12 protein-coding genes and 2 pseudogenes are annotated in these 16,881 nt (G+C 68.7%); 4 read left to right on the top strand and 10 right to left on the bottom strand.

Annotation, left to right across the window (positions count from 1 at the left end):
- Positions 1–24: 24 nt before the first annotated feature.
- On the top strand, positions 25–1,716 hold the full coding sequence (gene sppA, locus F1D05_RS07565) for a signal peptide peptidase SppA (RefSeq protein WP_185446620.1): 1,692 nt from the start codon (positions 25–27) through the stop codon (positions 1,714–1,716).
- Between the two features lie 56 nt (positions 1,717–1,772).
- Here sppA and F1D05_RS07560 read toward each other — a convergent pair whose 3' ends face one another.
- Entirely contained in the window at positions 1,773–2,534 is a 762-nt protein-coding gene (locus tag F1D05_RS07560; RefSeq protein WP_185446619.1) for a phytanoyl-CoA dioxygenase family protein, read from the bottom strand.
- A 70-nt stretch (positions 2,535–2,604) separates the two neighbouring features.
- Between F1D05_RS07560 and F1D05_RS07555 the strand changes: the two genes are divergently transcribed.
- Positions 2,605–3,504, top strand: a complete 900-nt coding sequence (locus F1D05_RS07555) for an AraC family transcriptional regulator (RefSeq protein ID WP_185446618.1) — start codon at positions 2,605–2,607, stop codon at positions 3,502–3,504.
- Here F1D05_RS07555 and F1D05_RS07550 read toward each other — a convergent pair.
- Entirely contained in the window at positions 3,499–4,083 is a 585-nt protein-coding gene (locus tag F1D05_RS07550; protein WP_185446617.1) for a cob(I)yrinic acid a,c-diamide adenosyltransferase, read from the bottom strand. The two genes, F1D05_RS07555 and F1D05_RS07550, sit on opposite strands and share 6 nt — an antisense overlap.
- A 137-nt stretch (positions 4,084–4,220) precedes the next feature.
- Here F1D05_RS07550 and murA point away from each other — a divergent pair, with 137 nt between their 5' ends.
- Positions 4,221–5,507: a UDP-N-acetylglucosamine 1-carboxyvinyltransferase gene (gene murA, locus F1D05_RS07545; RefSeq protein ID WP_185446616.1), complete on the top strand. Its 1,287-nt coding sequence runs from the start codon at positions 4,221–4,223 to the stop codon at positions 5,505–5,507.
- Between the two features lie 118 nt (positions 5,508–5,625).
- Positions 5,626–6,804, top strand: a complete 1,179-nt coding sequence (fabV, locus tag F1D05_RS07540; protein ID WP_185446615.1) for an enoyl-[acyl-carrier-protein] reductase FabV — start codon at positions 5,626–5,628, stop codon at positions 6,802–6,804.
- A gap of 56 nt (positions 6,805–6,860) precedes the next feature.
- Here fabV and F1D05_RS07535 read toward each other — a convergent pair.
- The 8 genes and pseudogenes from F1D05_RS07535 to F1D05_RS07500 form a co-directional block, all read right to left on the bottom strand.
- Positions 6,861–9,363, bottom strand: a pseudogene (locus F1D05_RS07535) (DEAD/DEAH box helicase).
- An 87-nt stretch (positions 9,364–9,450) separates the two neighbouring features.
- The gene (locus F1D05_RS07530) at positions 9,451–11,451 is read right to left on the bottom strand and encodes a hypothetical protein (RefSeq protein ID WP_185446614.1); all 2,001 of its coding nucleotides are present in this window, start codon (positions 11,449–11,451) and stop codon (positions 9,451–9,453) included.
- A gap of 491 nt (positions 11,452–11,942) precedes the next feature.
- The gene (locus tag F1D05_RS07525; protein ID WP_185446613.1) at positions 11,943–12,896 is read right to left on the bottom strand and encodes a hypothetical protein; all 954 of its coding nucleotides are present in this window, start codon (positions 12,894–12,896) and stop codon (positions 11,943–11,945) included.
- A 233-nt stretch (positions 12,897–13,129) separates the two neighbouring features.
- Positions 13,130–13,692, bottom strand: a pseudogene (locus tag F1D05_RS07520) (S8 family serine peptidase); the annotation flags it as partial.
- A gap of 227 nt (positions 13,693–13,919) precedes the next feature.
- Complete coding sequence (locus tag F1D05_RS07515) at positions 13,920–14,387, bottom strand: hypothetical protein (RefSeq protein WP_185446611.1); 468 nt, start codon at positions 14,385–14,387, stop codon at positions 13,920–13,922.
- A 94-nt stretch (positions 14,388–14,481) separates the two neighbouring features.
- Positions 14,482–15,651, bottom strand: a complete 1,170-nt coding sequence (locus tag F1D05_RS07510; protein ID WP_185446610.1) for a CU044_5270 family protein — start codon at positions 15,649–15,651, stop codon at positions 14,482–14,484.
- Positions 15,644–16,312 carry an RNA polymerase sigma factor gene (locus tag F1D05_RS07505; RefSeq protein ID WP_185446609.1) on the bottom strand — a complete coding sequence of 223 codons (669 nt, stop codon included), beginning with the start codon at positions 16,310–16,312 and terminating at the stop codon, positions 15,644–15,646. Before F1D05_RS07505 ends, F1D05_RS07510 begins: the two co-directional genes overlap by 8 nt.
- 234 nt (positions 16,313–16,546) lie before the next feature.
- Positions 16,547–16,879, bottom strand: coding sequence for a hypothetical protein (locus F1D05_RS07500; RefSeq protein WP_185449035.1), 333 nt, complete (start codon positions 16,877–16,879; stop codon positions 16,547–16,549).
- Positions 16,880–16,881: the final 2 nt, after the last annotated feature.

Raw genomic sequence — 16,881 nt, 5'->3', positions numbered from 1 at the left:
GACCGGGCTGCCTAGAGTCGAGCTATGACGGGTGTTCTGCTTGAGCTGGATCTGACTCGGGGTGTGCTGGAGACGCCGCCCGCTTCGCCGCTGGCCGCGTTCAGGGCCCGGCATCTGCCGACGTTGCGGGAGCTGGTGTCGGCGCTGCGGAAGGGTTCGCGCGACGACACGGTCGTCGGCCTGGTCGCGCATCTCGGTGGGCCCGGGTTGTCGCTGGCGCAGGTGCAGGATCTGCGGGAGGCGGTGGCGGACTTCCGCGCCTCGGGCAAGCGGGCTGTCGCGTGGAGCGAGTCGTTCGGCGAGGTCGGTGGCGGGACCGTGCCGTACTACCTGGCGACCGCGTTCGACGAGATCTGGGTGCAGCCGTCGGGCGATCTCGGGATCACCGGCGTCTCTGTGCAGGCGACTTTCATCCGGGGTGCGCTGGACAAGGCCGGGGTGATTCCGCAGTTCGGCAAGCGACGTGAATACAAGACCGCCGTCGACACGTTCACCGAGAAGGAGATGACCGGCCCGGCCCGCGAGATGGCGTCGCGGCTGGCGGAGTCGTCGTACGAGCAGATCGTCGAGGGCATCGCCGTACGGCGTGGGCTGGAGCCGGCGCACGTCCGCGAACTCGTCGACAATGCGCCGCTGTCCGCCGACGCCGGTCATGCGGCCGGGTTGGTGGACAGCCTCGGATACCGGTCGGACGTGTATGACGCGCTCCGGAAGAGCCTGGGGGAGACCACGCCCTTGCTGGCCGAGCGGTACATACGCCGTGGGCCGCGGACCTTGCAGGAGGTGCGCAAGAACCTGCCGTGGCCGCAGAAGCCTGTCGTAGCGGTCATCCGGATCAGCGGTGGCATCAGTGTCGGCCGCAACTCGGGCGGTGGACCGCTAGGTGGTCCCGGCTCGGGGTCGGACACCATCGGCGCGGCTCTGCGGGCTGTAGCCGACGACGACAACGTCAAAGCCGTCGTACTACGGGTCGACAGCCCCGGCGGCTCGTACGTCGCGTCTGACGCCATCCGCCACGAAGTACTGCGGTTGCGTGCGACCGGGCGCCCAGTGATCGCGTCGATGGGCACAGTGGCAGCTTCGGGCGGGTACTTCGTCGCCATGCCTGCCGATGTCGTCGTAGCTCAACCAGGGACCATCACCGGCTCTATCGGCGTCCTCTCCGGCAAGGGGGTAGTCCGGGATGCGCTAGGCCGCATCGGCATCTCCCAGCAAGCCGTGTCGCAGGGCAAGAACGCCAGGATGAACTCTGCCCAGGAGGAGTTCTCCCCGGAGCAGTGGGAGAGCCTGGAGGAGACCCTGGACCGCATCTACGCCGACTTCGTCGCCAAGGCCGCCCACGACCGTGGCCTGCCCGAGGCCGAGCTGGAGGCGCTCGCCCGCGGCCGGGTCTGGACCGGTGCCGACGCTCACGCCCATAAGCTCGTGGACGAACTAGGCGGCTTCGAACACGCCCTCCGCCTCGCCTGCAGCCGAGCGGGCCTCGACCGGGACCACATCTCCGTCGTCGCGGCACCGCATCGCAACCTCCTGGACCGCCTGCGCCCACCCACCACCACCGAAGACCTGGCGGCCAGCAGCAAGTCGCCCTTCAGTACCGACGGCCTCACCGCAGCCACCTTCTCGACAGACGGCCTGACCACCGCCGTCTACACAGCACTTGGCCTCCCACCCGCCGGCACCCTCACAATGCCCCTGACCTGGCGGATCTCCTAGCGACGGTCCGTCTCTGGGGACCTCGGACACTTTCCAGGGGGTGTGGACACGTCATTTCATGTCCGAGGGCCCCACTTACTGTCCGAGCCCCAAGTGCGCGGGAAGGCATCCGTGTCGAGCGGGTCTCCCGCGGTCAGGTTCAGCGGGTCTGTGACGACGTGCGGGGTGCCGGCGTAGGTGGTGGCTGCGTCCATGTAGATGTTGATGTGGGCGAAGCGGGAGGTGTCTGTGGTGTTGGGGAGGGCCATGTGACCCGTGTAGCCGGAGTGGAAGGTGCAGTCGCCCGCGCGGAGAGGGACTGTGACCCGGGGCGAGTAGCGGAGTTCAGGCGCCCGGGTGAAGAGGTCTTCCTCGTCGGCAAGGTTCTGGGGTTTGAGGTCTGTGCGGTCCTGTGAGCCGGGGAGGAAGGTCATGCAACCGCGCTCCGGCGGTACGTCGACCAGGGCGATCCAGGCTGACAAGGGGAGTCGATCGCCTGCGTGGGGCCAGTAGGGGCGGTCCTGGTGGAAGTGGGTGGCCGCGTTGCTGTTCGGCTCCTTGACGAGCATCTGGTCGTGCCAGAGCCGGATCGGGAATCCGGCCAGTTGTTCGGCGATCGCGGCGATACCGGGGTGGAGCGTGAGCTCCCGTAGTACGGGGTCTTTCTGCCAGACGTTGACGAGTTGGCTGAAGATGGCGTCTTGCTGGAGGCGGTCGGCGCGGTGCTCCTCCAGGTAGCCGCCGGCGCGGTCGCGGTAGCGCTTGACCTCGGTCGGCGTGAGGACTGCGGGGACTCGGACGAATCCGTCTTTGCGGTAGGCGTTGACTAGGTTTTCCATGCCTTCAACCTTCGCGGTTCCAGGCTGTCGAGGACAGGTCGATACCGGCCGGAAGTCGTACGATTCGGACATGCCGACGACATTGCACGAGGCGGAGCTGTTCCTCGGTGGGCCGGTCTGGGGTGGGGTTCACCGACTGGACACGGACGTGGCGCCGCACACCCACGACTTCGTCGAGATCGCCGTGGTCGGGTCGGGCGCCGGCCGGCATCGGTCAAGTCAGGGCGTACGACGGGTGCGGCACGGCGAGGTCGTCGTACTGCGGCCGGGCGCGTGGCACGCGTTCGAGGACTGCTCGGAGCTCGTAGTGGCCAACTGCTGCATCTCGGCACAGGGACTCAGTACCGAACTGTCGGCACTCCAGCAAATCCCTGCGCTGCGGGATCTCTTGTGGACAGCGCCGGTTGCCCGCGGACCGCACGGGCTGGCGGTCGTCCAAGTCGCTCCAGCGGCCGCGGATGAGGCAATCGAAGAACTCGCCGCGCTGGAACGCGCCCTGGCCCGCGAGAGCGACAAGCGAGCGGGCAGTGGGCCGGCGGGCAGCGGCCAGGCCGGTCGCGGGCGGTTGCTTGGGCGGTTGGTGACTGTGCTCGGGATCCTCGCCGACGGCCTCCTCGACCGGCCGGCAACGCCCGCGCAAGTCGTGCACCCGGCCGTCGCCGCGACGATCGCACGATTGGAAGCGGCCCTCGCCGAGCCATGGAGGCTCGATGACCTCGCAGCTGCCGTCAACCTCGATCCGGCCTACCTCAGCAGGCTTTTCCGGCGGCACACGGGCCTGAGCCCACTCGGTTTCCTGGCCCGGCTCCGCGCGGAGCAAGCAGCCACGCTCCTGGTTCGGACAACTCTCCCCGTCGCCCGGGTAGGAGCGGCCGTCGGCTGGTCCGACCCGACCTACTTCGCGCGCCGGTTCCGCAGTCTGGCCGGTTCCACCCCTACGCAGTACCGCGCCCGCAGTGCGCGGTCATGACTGCTGGTCGCCGCCGGGGACCCAGAGGACGTCGCCGCCGGAGGAGAGGTTGGCTACCCGGCCGAGGATGAAGAGCAGGTCGGAGAGGCGGTTGAGGTAGGTGATGGCGAGCAGGTTCACGGTCGGGCCGTGGGCGTCGACGGCGACCCAGCCGGCGCGTTCGGCCCGCCTGGTCACGGTGCGAGCCACGTTCAGGTAGGCGGCGCCGACCGAGCCGCCGGGAAGGATGAACGAGCGGAGTTTGGTGAGCCGGTTGTTGTACTCGTCGCACCAGCCTTCCAGCCGGTCGATGTACTCCTGGGTGATCCGCAGCGGCGGGTACTCCGGGTCCGGGGTGATCGGGTTGCACAGGTCCGCGCCCACGTCGAACAGGTCGTTCTGGATCCGGGTGAGCAGCAGCACCAGTGAGCTGTTCAGGTGCCCGGCCGCGATCGCGACGCCGATCGAGGAGTTCGCCTCGTCGACTTCGCCGTACGCCGCCAGCCGCGGATCGGTCTTGGTGGTCTTGCTCATGTCACCCAGGCGGGTTTCGCCGGCGTCGCCGGTCCGGGTATAGATCCGCGTCAAGTTCACAGCCATGTCACGGCACTCTACGCAGGGTCGAGATCGTCAACAGATCTAGGACATGCCTCGCCATTCTGCGCGTGCTGCGCGGCACCCGGCGGGCACCTGCTCGCGACTGCGCAGAATGACGAGGCATGTCCTACAGTCATCAGGTGGAACGGTTTCGGATCGCGGGTGAGGCACGGCTCGAGGGTGCTGTCGAGGTGGCAGGCGCGAAGAACAGCGTGCTGAAGCTGATGGCGGCGGCATTGCTGGCCGAGGGGACGACGACGCTCAGGCAGGTGCCGAGCATCCTGGACGTCACCTTCATGGCCCAGTTGCTGGACACGCTCGGGTGCTCGGTGAAGGTCGACGCGGACGCCAGTACGGCGACGATCGCGGTGCCGGCCGAGATCGGTCACCAGTGCGACTACGAGCTGGTCCGCAAGCTGCGGGCCTCGATCTCGGTGCTCGGGCCGCTGCTCGGCCGCTGTGGTCAGGCCGAAGTGGCGCTGCCCGGCGGCGACAACATCGGCTCGCGTGGGCTGAACATGCATGTCGCGGGCCTGGAGTCGATGGGCGCGAAGGTCCACATCGAGCACGGTTTCGTGATCGCCGAGGCGCCGCAGGGTCTGCACGGCGCCGAGGTGTGGCTGGACTTCCCGAGCGTCGGCGCGACCGAGACGATCATGATGGCCGCGGTACTGGCCAAGGGCACCACGGTGATCGAGAACGCGGCGCGCGAGCCGGAGATCCAGGACATCGCCGCGATGCTGAACGAGATGGGCGCCCAGATCGACGGCGCCGGTTCGCCGCGGATCGAGATCTCCGGCGTCGACGGCCTGCTGAAGCCGGTCGACCACGTGGTGGTGCCGGACCGGATCGTCAGCGGCAGTTGGGCGTTCGCCGCCGCGATCACCAAGGGTGACATCACCATCTCGAACGGTCACGCCGAGCACCTCGAACTGCCGTTGGACAAGCTGCACAAGGCCGGCGCCGAGATCAGCGTGCTGAACCCGGGCTTCCGCGTCGTGATGCGCGACCGCCCCAAGCCGGTGGACGTCGTCACGCTGCCGTACCCGGGCTTCGCGACCGATCTGCAGGCCTTCGTGATCGCGATGAACGCGATCAGCGACGGCGCCGCGATGGTCACCGAGAACCTGTTCGAGGGCCGGTTCACCTTCGCCCAGGAGCTGACCCGGCTCGGCGCGCAGATCCAGACCGACGGCCACCACGCGGTCGTACGGGGTGTTCCGCGCCTGTCCGGAGCGCCGGTGGTGGCCAGCGACATCCGCGCCGGAGCCGCCCTCGTGATCGCCGGGCTGGCGGCCGAGGGGGAGACCCTGGTGTCGGCCGCGCATCACGTCCACCGCGGCTACACCGACTTCGCCGGCAATCTCCGCCGCCTCGGCGCGGACGTCACCGTCGAGCCGGAAGATACCGAGCTGTACTGGAACTAGGGAAAGCAAGGGAAGGAAAGCGGAAGGGGCGCCGCTCAGGAGCGGAAGGGGATCGCTCAGGAGCGGGCGGGGATCGCTCGGGAGCGGGAGGGGGACCGGTCAGGTTAGGGTCGGGGCCATGACTGACCGCCTGATCAAACCTGTCGGCCGTGGTTTCCTGTTCCTCGACTCGCATCCGGCCGGGTGCGCCCGGCTGGTCCGGGACCTGACCGGACAGGTCGAGGCCCGTACGACGGACTCGCGGCCGGTCGCGTTGGTGGTCGGCTCGAGTTCCGGATACGGGCTGGCCGCGACCATTGCCGGGCTCGCTCGGTACGGGATCGACGGGGTCGGGATCTCCTTCGAGAAGGCGCCGACCCATCGGCGTACGGCGACCGCGGGCTGGTACCGGACGGCGGCCACCGCGGCGTATGCGGCTGACCAGGGCAGCGAGTTCCACTTCGTCAACGCGGACGCTTTCGCGGACACCACAAAGTCGGACGTCCTCGACCTGATCGCCGAGCGCTTCGGGGGAGTGGACTACCTGATCTACAGCGTCGCCGCACCGCGCCGGGTCGACCCGCGCACGGAAACGACGTACCAGTCGGTGATCAAGGCCATCGGGCAGGCCGCGCAGACCAAGAGCCTTGCCTTCGAGGACGGCGAGCCCGTGCTGCAGGAGGTGGCGATCGAGGTCGCGACCGACGAAGAGGTCGCCGAGACCGTGCAGGTGATGGGCGGCGAGGACTGGATCCGCTGGGTGGACGCGCTGGAGGAGCGGAAGCTGCTCAAGGACGGGTTCAGCACGGTCGCACTGACCTACATCGGCTCGGAGCTGACCGGACCGATCTACCGGCAGGGCTCGATCGGTGCAGCCAAGGCGCACCTGGAGTCGACTGCGCAATCGCTGCGAGAGCGTGACGGCGTAGAAGCCCGTACGTCGGTCAACGGCGCAGCCGTGACGCAGGCGTCGTCCGCGATCCCGGGGATCGGGCTGTACGTGAGCCTCTTGCACAAGGTGCTCGGCGACAAGCTGCAGACCCCGATGCAGCAGTCGATCGCGCTGTGGGACCAGCTCACCGGCGAGAAGGCGCTCGACCTCGACGAGGACGGCCGCATCCGCCTGGACCGCTGGGAGCTCGACCCGACCGTGCAGGCAGCGGTCAAGGCGCAGTGGGACTCGGCCACCGTCGACAACATCGGCGAGGTCGCCGACGCGGCCTGGTTCTACTCAGAGATCCGCCGCCTCTACGGCTTCGACGTAGCCGACGTCGACTACGACGCAACCACCGAGGTCGACGTCGACTGGCCTAGCTGATCTCTTGCGTCCGAAGCACCGTGGGGCAGGACCCACGTCTCTTCGGACGCAAGGAGTTAGAGGGGCTTGAAGGAGACGAGTTCGAGGACGAGGTCGCCGGCTTCGTCGGAGGCGTCCAGATCAACGGTGGCGGTGATGCGCCAGTCGTGGTTGCCCTCGGGGTCGTCGATGATCTGCTGCACCTCCCAGTAGCCGGGGTGCTCCTCGACCATGAACAGGGCCGGCCCGCGAGCGGCTGGGCCGGTGCCGAGGCTGTCGTGCTCCGCGTAGTACGCAGTACCGGCTTCTGCCCAGCGGCCTGCGTCCCAGCCGGCTTCCCGGTCGAGCTGGCCGAGCTCGGCCCAGCGGTGCAGGGAGACGAGCTCGACTCGGCGGAACAGGGCGTTGCGGACCAGGACGCGGAAAGCCCTGCTGTTCAAGGTGATCCGGCGCGGTCCGACCGGTACGGGCGCCACGACCTCGTTGGTGGTCGGGTTGGTCAGCTCCTCCCACTCGTCGAGCAGGCTGGAGTCGGTCTGCCGGACGACTTCGCCGAGCCACTCGACCAGGTCGGTGAGGTCCTCGTTCACCTTGTCCGGCGGCACGGTCTGCCTGAGCGCCTTGTAGGTGTCGGACAGATAGCGCAGTACGACGCCCTCGGAGCGCGCCAGCCCGTAGTACTGGATGAACTCGCCGAACGTCATCGCCCGCTCGAACATGTCCCGGACGACGGCCTTCGGTGACAACCCGGTGTCCGCGACCCACGGATGCGTCTGCCGGTACATCTCGAACGTTGCCTCGAGCAACTCTTCCAACGGCTTCGGCCAGCTGATGTCTTCGAGCAGCTCCATCCGCTCCTCGTACTCGATCCCGTCGGACTTCATCTCGTTCACGGCCTCGCCCTTGGCGTGGTGCAGTTGCGCGAGCAGCACCGGGCGCGGGTCTTCCAGGGTCGCCTCGATGATCGAGACGACATCGAGCGCGTACAGCGGGTCTTCGGGATCGAGCAGGTCCAGCGCGGCCAGCGCGAAGGTGGACAAGGGCTGGTTGAGGCTGAAGTCCTTCTGCAGATCCACGGTGAGCCGCAGCGACCGGCCGTTCTCGTCGGGCTGGTCCAGGCGCTCGACAACGCCGGCGGTGAGCAGCGTCCGGTAGATCTGGATCGCGCGGCGGATCAGCCGGATCTGCGCCCGCGCGTCCTCGTGGTTGTCCTGCAACAGGTGCCGCATGCTCCCGAAGGCGTCGCCGTCACGGGCGATCACGTTCAGCAGCATCGCGTGGCTGACCCGCATCCGCGATTGCAGCGCCTCCGGCTCGGCCGCGACCAGGCGGTCGAAGGTGTCCTCACCCCAGGTGACGAACCCCTCCGGCGGCTTCTTCTTCTGCACCCTGCGCTGCTTCTTCGGGTCGTCGCCGGCCTTGGCGAGCAGCCTGACGTTCTCCACGACATGGTCCGGCGCCTGGACGACGACGGTGCCGGACGTGTCGTACCCGGCGCGGCCCGCGCGACCGGCGATCTGGTGGAACTCGCGCGCCTTGAGGATGCGTTGCCGACGTCCGTCGTACTTGCTCAGAGCGGTCAGCAGGACGGTGCGGATCGGCACGTTGATCCCGACGCCGAGGGTGTCCGTGCCGCAGATGACCTTCAGCAGACCGGCCTGCGCGAGCTGCTCGACCAGCCGCCGGTACTTCGGCAGCATGCCGGCGTGGTGGACGCCGATGCCGTGCATGATCAGGCGCTGCAGCGTCTTGCCGAAGCCCGAGCTGAAGCGGAAGTGCCCGATCAGCTCCTTGATCTTCTCTTTCTCTTCCTTCGTACAGACGTTGATGCTGGTCAGCGCCTGGGCGCGTTCCAGCGCAGAGGCCTGCGTGAAGTGGACGACGTACACGGGGGACTGGTGCGTCACCAGGAGCTCGGTGAGCGTCTCGTGCAGCGGCGTGGTGACGTACTTGTAGATCAGCGGCACCGGCCGCTCAGCCGAGGACACGATGGAGGTCGGGCGACCGGTCCGGCGGTTCAGGTCGATCTTGAACCGCTCGACGTCGCCGAGCGTCGCGGACATCAGGATGAACTGCGCTTTCGGCAGCTCCAGCAGCGGCACCTGCCAGGCCCAGCCGCGATCGGGCTCGGAGTAGAAGTGGAACTCGTCCATCACCACCTGGCCGACATCGGCGTCGGAGCCTTCGCGGAGCGCGATGTTCGCCAGCACCTCGGCCGTACAGCAGATGATCGGCGCGCCGGCGTTCACGGCCCGCGTCGCCGGTGAGCATGCCGACCTTCTCGGCGCCGAAGATGTCACAGAGCGCGAAGAACTTCTCCGAGACCAGCGCCTTGATCGGGGCGGTGTAGAACGTCCGCACCCCGTTCGCCAGCGCCGCGAAGTGCGACCCGGTCGCCACCAGCGACTTCCCGGACCCGGTCGGCGTCGACAGGATCACGTTCGCCCCCGTCATCACCTCGATGAGCGCTTCCTCCTGCGCCGGGTACAACGAGATCCCCTGCTCACCCACCCACGACGCGAAAGCGTCGTACAACCCATCGGCGTCAGCAGTCCCCGGCAACATCTCAGTAAGCGTCATCCCCCCTAGTGTCCCGCATCCCCACCGCCCACCCCACCAGCCCGTCCTTACGGGCGGTCGGCTGGTGGGGTGGTGGGTCGCCGCGAGTTAGCCCGGGGTCTGGTCCAGGACTACGTCGTCGAAGTTGATGGTCCAGGTTTTGGCGGCGGTGTCGCCCAGCTGGAGCCGGCCGATGGGGGTGGTGCCGGTGTTTGCCGACCAGGGGGTGCCTCGGGGGGCGCCGTTGAGGTAGAGGGTCCAGGTAGTGGCGGTACCGACGGTGCCGCAGAGTTCGAGGTTCTGCCAGCTGTTGAGAGGTACGGCGACGCCCGAGGAGCGCTGGGTGCCGACCGCGTCGGAGCGGAGCCAGAGGATGCGGTTGGTGTCGATGTAGACGCGGATGACGCCGACGTCCGTGGCGGTCCGCAGCCGGATGAGGTCGACGCTCGCCCCGAGCGAGGTAACCCGGAGCTGCGTGCTGATGCAGACGTTCGAGTAGCCGGCGCCGAGGCTGCGGTACGCCGAGGCGCGGGCCGCGGTGGGATTGCCGCGGGCACTCGGTGGCGCGGCCGCTCCCTGGGTCGAGTCGATAGTGAGCCCGGAGTTCGTCCAGCCGGTGAGGCCGCCCGAGAAGTCCGTCGAATAGATCGCCGACGAAGCCTCCTGGACGGTGATCGGTGCCGACGGCTCGCTCTGGCCGGAGATGTTGCCCACGGCATCCACTGCGCTGACCCAGTAGGTATGCGTCGATGCGGCCGCGAGCCCGGTCCGCTGGTAGCTGACCGACGAGGCCGAACTCGTCACCTCCGCCACCTGGTTCGTGGGAGAGTCCTCGAAGAGCCGGTAGCGCAACGAAGTACTGACGTCGTCCGTGGATCCAGCCCAGGTCAGGTCGATCGTCGAGCTGGACGTGCTCACTCCCGTCGGAACACCCGGCGCGGATGGAGGCGTCGTGTCAGGCTGCCCCACCACGGCAGGAACCATCGCGATCGTGTGGTCGCGCCCTGCCGAGATATCGGTGACGCCGGAAAGCCCGCCGACCGTGATCGCGCTGGTCCGATCGACGAGGGTTCCGTCGCCGAGCTGGCCGGTGGCGTTCGATCCCCACGCCCGTACTGCGCCGCCCGCGATCACCGCGAGGCTGTGCTGCCGGCCGGCCGCGATCGCCGTCGCGCCGGTCACGCCTGGCACAGCGACAGACGTCGTACGGCGGGTCGTCGTACCGTCACCCAGCTGGCCGTTGGTGTTCGAGCCCCAGGACCGGACGAGCCCGGAACTCAAGCGGGCCAGGGAGTGGTAGGCGCCGGCGGCAACTTCCACCACGCCGGTCAGGCCGCTCACCTGGACCGGTGACAGCCGGTTCGTCTGCGTTCCGTCGCCGATCTCGCCCTGGGTGTTGTCACCCCAGCCCCAGACGGTCCCGTCGGAGCGGACCGCCAGACCGTGGTCGCGCCCGCCGGTGATCGCGGTGATGTTGGCCAGCGAACCGACCCGGACCGGACGCGTGCGCATCGTGGTCGTGCCGTCGCCCATCTGCCCGGTGTCATTCAGTCCCCAACCCCAGACCGTGCCGTCGGAGCGGAGCGCGTAGCTCATGTCGCGGCCGCCCGCGATCGCGATCACGTCGGTGAGCGGACTCACCGCGACCGGTGTCCGCTGGGCGCTCGTCGTGGCGCCGTTGCCCAGCTGGCCGAACGAGTTGTAGCCCCAGCCGCGAACCGTTCCGTCCGCCAGCAGCGCGAGGCTGTGATAGTGCCCACCGGCGATGTCGACCACGTTGCTGAGCCCGCCGACCTGCACGGGACTCAGTCTGTTCGTGGTCGTGCCGTCACCCAGTTGGCCCATCTCGTTGAAGCCCCAGGTCCAGACCGTGCCGTCCGAGCGCAACGCGATGGAATGCTCGCGTCCCGCCTCGACCTCGATCACGTCGGTCAGCGAGTTGAGCGCCGCCGCGGATGATCGGGTGGTTGTCGTCCCGTTGCCCAGCTGACCTGTCCCGTTGCCGCCCCACGTCCAGGCGGCCCCTGGATCGACGGCCACCGCCTCGATCGGATGCAGCCCGCCCGCAAGCAGGCAGCCGGCAGCGAAAATCCCCCAACGCAGCTTCATAGTGCGTCCCCTCCCCTTGCGGACCGTTGTACCTGGGAGCGGACACATCCGTCCAGGGCGGATCGGCCAACCGCCCCGGGCAATGCAAATGCTTGCCCGGAGCGCCCGCCGCGACCGACGGGGAGTGAGCTCTGTCCACCAGACAGTGATGCCCTACTTCAGTTCGTAGGCACGCAAGATCGTCTGTCTCACCTGGTTGCCAACGACGTCCTTCGCGGTGGCTCGCAGCGATACGAACCAACTGTCCGGCTGGTCGACCGTGGCGACCCAGCCGCGGACAGTCCGCCTCGCGAGTCGGGCAGGCTCGGCCCGAAAACGCCTTGCTGCCAACGGATCGGCGTACTACGGCCTGCCGGGTAGGCGATGTGCTGGGAGTCGACCAGTGCCGTGTACTCGAGGTCCTGGTTGGGCAGCCGCCGGAACGCCTCCGATCTCGAAGGCCCAGGACACGCCCTTCGCCGAGTAGTACTCGTCGCGATGGAAAGGGAGATTCATCTCGACCGCCGGGGTGAACAGAACAGCCCGACCCAGTGCCCACCCGCATCCGGCTTCGGCAGCGTCGGATACCCGTAGTTGTTCGCGCGCGTCCCCGGTTCTCCCGCGTACGACGCGTCGAGATGGGCGTAGTCGCCCGGCTTGGTGATCAGCGACGGCTTGACCGGGAAGCGTCCGGGCCAGACGGCGACATCGTGGTACAGGTAGGGACTGTCCAGATAGATGTCGCCGTCGGGGGACTGCCCGTCGGGCATCCCGGCCCAGGCGAGATGAGCGAAACCGGTGAAGTTCTTGGCCGACCCGGTCCGGTTCGGTACGACGTACATCGCGGGGGAGAAGCCGGGCTCGAACGAGTTGTTCACGCCGACGCCACCGATGTAGGTCAGCTCGCCGATCGGCCGGGCGAAGCCGACCCCGCCGGCGGCCGCTGCCGCGTCGGTGACAGGTGCCTTGATCGCGACCTGGTGAGCCTCGCGCCCGTCCAGCACGATCGAGCCGGCGTGGTCGACGATCAGGTCGGGCTCGCCGAAGTAGGTGACGTCGTCGAAGCCGAACCCGCCCGGGTTGGACTTCGCGTTGAAGGCGTCGACCAGATAGCGCCCGTGCGGCAACCGGACAGTGCCGCCGGCCTCCATCAGATAGAGCTGGAGATGGTCGACGTCGAGCAGGTATGCAGCAGCGACGTTGTTCTCGTCGTTCACCCCCGGCTTGCCGGAGCGGTCGAGCATCTCGATCTTCTGCTCGTAGCTCGCCACCTCGACGCCGACACCGATCGTCGTCCGCACGCTGGTTCCGTTGCCGAGAGCAATCAGCCAGCCGCCGTACGGGCCTTCCGGGGTGTGGCTGGAGGTGTCGGCGGTGACATCGACCGTCGCGGTGCCATGAGCCGGGACTCGCAGCGAGGTCTTGCTGAGCTTGAAGATTCGGGACGACTGCAGTTCCAGCGCCAAGGTGACAGCTTCGAGCTGTCGTTGCGATACGTCACCTGCTTGGTGATCGGCTTGTCGTCGGTGTGCGGGTAGCTCCGCAGCCCGAGATTGAGACTGCTCGGGTACGCCGTCACGGGCTGCTTGATCGCCCGGCTGACATCGACCCGGCCGGCGCCCTGGGCGAACACGCCGACGCCTTCGAGCTCGAGGGCCGACCCCATCAGCGCCGACTTCAGCTCGGCCGCCTTCCACGTCGGGTGCAGCTGAGCGAGCAACGCGGCGGCTCCGGTCACCCGCGGAGCGGCCATCGAAGTACCGGGCAGCTCGGCGTACGACGAGTTGACGGCGAACGGATCGAGCGGTACGCCGGCCGCCCGCGCCGCGACGATATGGTCGCCCGGCGCCGCGATGTCGGGCTTCCCGGCGAGGCGACGAACAGGGTGCCGGAGCTCGCGGTCAGTTCGTTGACGGCCTGGGCGACGATGTCCGTGCCGTCGGTGGGACCGCCGCCGATGCTGAGGTTCGCGACCCGGGCGCCCTCCGAGGCCGCCCATTGCATGCCCTCGATGATGTCCGACAGTTCGCAGTTGCGATCACCGCAGACCTTGCCGATCAGCAGGTCCGCGTCCGGGGCGACGCCGCGATAGCGCCCACCTGAAGCGGCGCCGCTGCCGGCGACGGTGGAGGCGACATGCGTGCCGTGCCCGATCCGGGCGACCACGTCGTCGTCGTCGGTGAAGCCCTTGGTCGCGATCACCCGGCCGTTGAGATCGGGATGCGTCGCGTCGTACCCGCTGTCCAGGATGGCGACCTTCACCCCCTTGCCGGTGGCCCCTATCGTCCCGGCGGCGGGTGCGCCGATCTGCGGCACACTGCGATCGAGGTTCGGCTTGATCCCGCCGTCCAGCCAGCCCTTCTTCACCGTCCCGGCCAGTCCCGTACCCCGCTTCGCCCGCGGGCTGTTCGTCCGGCTCCACCAGAGATCGCCTGCCTGCGAACGCTCCTGGCCGATCGCGACGGCATCGACCAGGGGCAGCTCGCGCTTCACCTCGGTGCCTTCGGGAAGGGCTGACCGGACGGCGCGCGCCTGACCGGAGTACTGGACCAGCAGCGGCAGCGGGGTGCGGACGCGTCGTCGAGGCCGAGATCCGCGAGCAGCGCGACGTCGAACAGGCGCGGGTCGAGAACGCCCGAGGCGATCAGTGGAATGGCGTCGAGCGGGACGACCGACTGCTGGTTGCCGAGGGCAATCTTGTGGAACGCCATCCCGGCCCGGCCGGGACCGGCCTTCACCTCGGTCGTGAAGACGCCGCCTGCATCGCGGCCGGAGATCACCTTGTCGCCGGTGACAAGGGTGACGACGAGTGGCTTCGCGGAGGTCGCGGCGGCCGTGCGTGCCGAAGTACCGGGTGTGCTCAGTTGGTCGCCGGCGGCCGGCAGTCCCCAGGCGATCACGGCCACCAGGGCGGATGCGGTCGCTGCGGCGAGCCCGCGGTTGCGGAGTCGGGACAAGGTTCACCTCTCAGAAATGGGCGGTTCCGGGCAGGGTGAAACAAGGCGACGGCCCGCTTACGTCGGGGCCGTCGGCCTGGAAAGGGAGAGCTGGTCAGCGGGTCTTCTTGCTAGGCGGTTTCGGGTACTCGTCGGTCCAGCCGGACTCGAGCACGACGGTGATGCCGATGCCCTTGCGGCCAGAGTTGAACTCGGAGCTGAGCAACCGTCCGGTCCTGGGATCGATGATGAAGCTGCTGCCGGGACTACCGGCGCCGCCGAAGGCCGGCGGGGCCGACGGTTTCCCGCTGTCCGTCCAGGGCAGGTCGATCTTGATCTGGGTGCCCACCCGGCCGATCGGGTCCTTGGCGTTCTCCTTGAGCGTCGTGCCCGGTAGTTCGGACAGCACCCGCAGCGCGGCGCCCCGCAATTTCGGTGGCGACGGCATCTCGAAGAGCAACCGGCCGGCCGCACTGAAGACGGCGTACTCGATCTCCTCCGGGCCGGCCCCCGGCCGGGCACTGTGGCCGAGTACCGCGCGGAGCTTGTCCGGATCTGTCGGCAGCGCCTCGATCTGCTGGGCGGTCAGCGGCTTCTCGTCGTTCAGGTAGTAGCCGGGCGGTACGTCGCGGAACGACATCTTGTTCACCACCGCCTCACCCGCCGCCATCGTGGTCGGGGTCTCCTCATACGGCAGTTGCCATGACGTCGGCGCCCCCTGGGCCCGCCATTTCGCCACGTCGGCGGCGGTCTCCGGCCGCGAGCCCAGACCGACCCAGCCGAACCAGGACTGGACGCCACGCTTCATCGGCATCCAGCTCTCGGTGATCTGCCGCCGCTGCAGCCGGTACTTCGGATTGCCGACCGCCGCGCTGGAGTTGAGCAGCAGGCTGCGGACCCGGAAGTACTTGCCCGCGATCTTCTCGTCGTTCTCCTGCCGGACCGCGGCGTCGAGCAGCGCCCTGCTGGCGGCGGTCAGCCGCGGGATCGGCGTACTCGTTCCAGGCACGGGAACCGCGTCCGGACCCGAGCCCGGTCCGGTCGAGCGCAGCAGGGGAACGGACAGCGCGGTCAGCGCCACGACGGCGGTCGTCGCGGTGAGGGCGATCCCGATCCGGCCGGAGCGGGCGGCCTTGCGCAAGCGAGCGCGGCGGTGGCCGTTCAGCTCCTCACGGACCAGGTCCTGGACCTGGCGGCGGGCCTGCGCGGTCACCTCCGGCGACGGGCCGGGCTGCTCGGGAAAGGCGGACCGGATCGTCTCGAACTCGTCCTTGCGATCAGTCATGGTCGGGACCTCTGGTCGGATCGAGGTTGCCGAGGCTCTCGCGGACGACGCGCCGGGCCCGGGACAGGCGTGAGCAGACCGTCCCGTACTTGATTCCCAGCGCGGCCGCGACCTCGTCGTAGGTGAGCTCGCCGAGTGCGACCAGCATCAGTACTTCGCGGTCCTTCGCGGACACCTTCGCCAGTGCAGCGGCGAGCTGGCGGCTCGCACCCTGCGCCGTGACCTGGGCGGCCACCCGCTCCTCGTGGCCGGCGGCCGGAGTGGGTAGCGGCAGCTTGGCCGTTGCCCGCCAGGCCCGGAGCTCGTCGCGCCGATGCCGGCGGATCAGGTTGGTGGCGATCCCGTACAGCCAGGCGCGGACGACTCCGCTGCGGTGGTCGAACCGGTCCCGCTGGCGGAAGGCGATCAGGAACGTCTCGGAGGACAGGTCGTCGGCCAGATCGGTGCCGAGCCGGCGCGCGACGTACGAGTGCACCTGCGGGAAGTACCGGTCGAAGATCACCGTGAACCGGTCGGGCTCGCGGACCGACGACTCCAGGATCCGGCCGTCCTCCTCGGCGGCCTCTTCCTGAGCGGTCGGTCTGGCCGGGGTCAGTACGACTCGGGGCGCCATCGGCCGGCCGGGCAACGCAAGCGTCGCCAGGGCGATGTCGGGCGTCATCGGGCTCCTCACGCGGCCGGCCTGATCGGGACCCGTCGCGGCAGGCGGTTCCGGTCCCGTGGCAGCGGCGCTGCCGGTCGGCTCACTCTGTTCTTGTCCGATGTCCCCAGAACCCTTCTCGACCCCGCCAACCGTCCGCGACGATGACGCGCGGGCAGTGGATCCGGATGACACCGGAGCCGGGACCCAGTCAGGAAACGGGCAGCGAACGGCCAGGAAGGGCCCAGCGAACTGTCAGGAAGCGTCGAGGAATCCGCGGGCCGCGGCCTCATCGGCCGGCCAGACGTAGACGGACCAGCCGTCCTTGGTCCGGGCCGCGGTGGCCTTGATCCCGAGGTCCTTCAGCATCGAGACCTTCACCCGCGCCTCGTTGTAGCTGCGGACGGTCCGGACGTCGATCAACAGCCCGAAAGCGTCCGACTCGGCGGGGGAGTGATCAACCCTGCGCACCAGCGACCCGCCCTTGGGCTTGGAGAACGCCCAGCGGGTGAGCAGCACCATCACCCCGGCGAGCACGAGGGCGACGATGGGAAAGAGGAAGTAGTGCTCGGCGAACACGGACACCATCA

This window comes from Kribbella qitaiheensis (assembly GCF_014217565.1).
In the GTDB taxonomy this organism is placed as follows: domain Bacteria; phylum Actinomycetota; class Actinomycetes; order Propionibacteriales; family Kribbellaceae; genus Kribbella; species Kribbella qitaiheensis_A.
This window is presented reverse-complemented; position numbering and strand designations above follow the sequence as displayed.

Coding starts and splice junctions, on each gene's coding strand:
- sppA (WP_185446620.1), top strand. CDS start 25: ATGACGGGTGTTCTGCTTGAGCTGGATCTGACTCGGGGTGTGCTGGAG.
- F1D05_RS07560 (WP_185446619.1), bottom strand. CDS start 2,534: ATGGAAAACCTAGTCAACGCCTACCGCAAAGACGGATTCGTCCGAGTC.
- F1D05_RS07555 (WP_185446618.1), top strand. CDS start 2,605: ATGCCGACGACATTGCACGAGGCGGAGCTGTTCCTCGGTGGGCCGGTC.
- F1D05_RS07550 (WP_185446617.1), bottom strand. CDS start 4,083: ATGGCTGTGAACTTGACGCGGATCTATACCCGGACCGGCGACGCCGGC.
- fabV (WP_185446615.1), top strand. CDS start 5,626: ATGACTGACCGCCTGATCAAACCTGTCGGCCGTGGTTTCCTGTTCCTC.
- F1D05_RS07530 (WP_185446614.1), bottom strand. CDS start 11,451: ATGAAGCTGCGTTGGGGGATTTTCGCTGCCGGCTGCCTGCTTGCGGGC.
- F1D05_RS07510 (WP_185446610.1), bottom strand. CDS start 15,651: ATGACTGATCGCAAGGACGAGTTCGAGACGATCCGGTCCGCCTTTCCC.
- F1D05_RS07505 (WP_185446609.1), bottom strand. CDS start 16,312: ATGACGCCCGACATCGCCCTGGCGACGCTTGCGTTGCCCGGCCGGCCG.
- F1D05_RS07500 (WP_185449035.1), bottom strand. CDS start 16,879: ATGGTGTCCGTGTTCGCCGAGCACTACTTCCTCTTTCCCATCGTCGCC.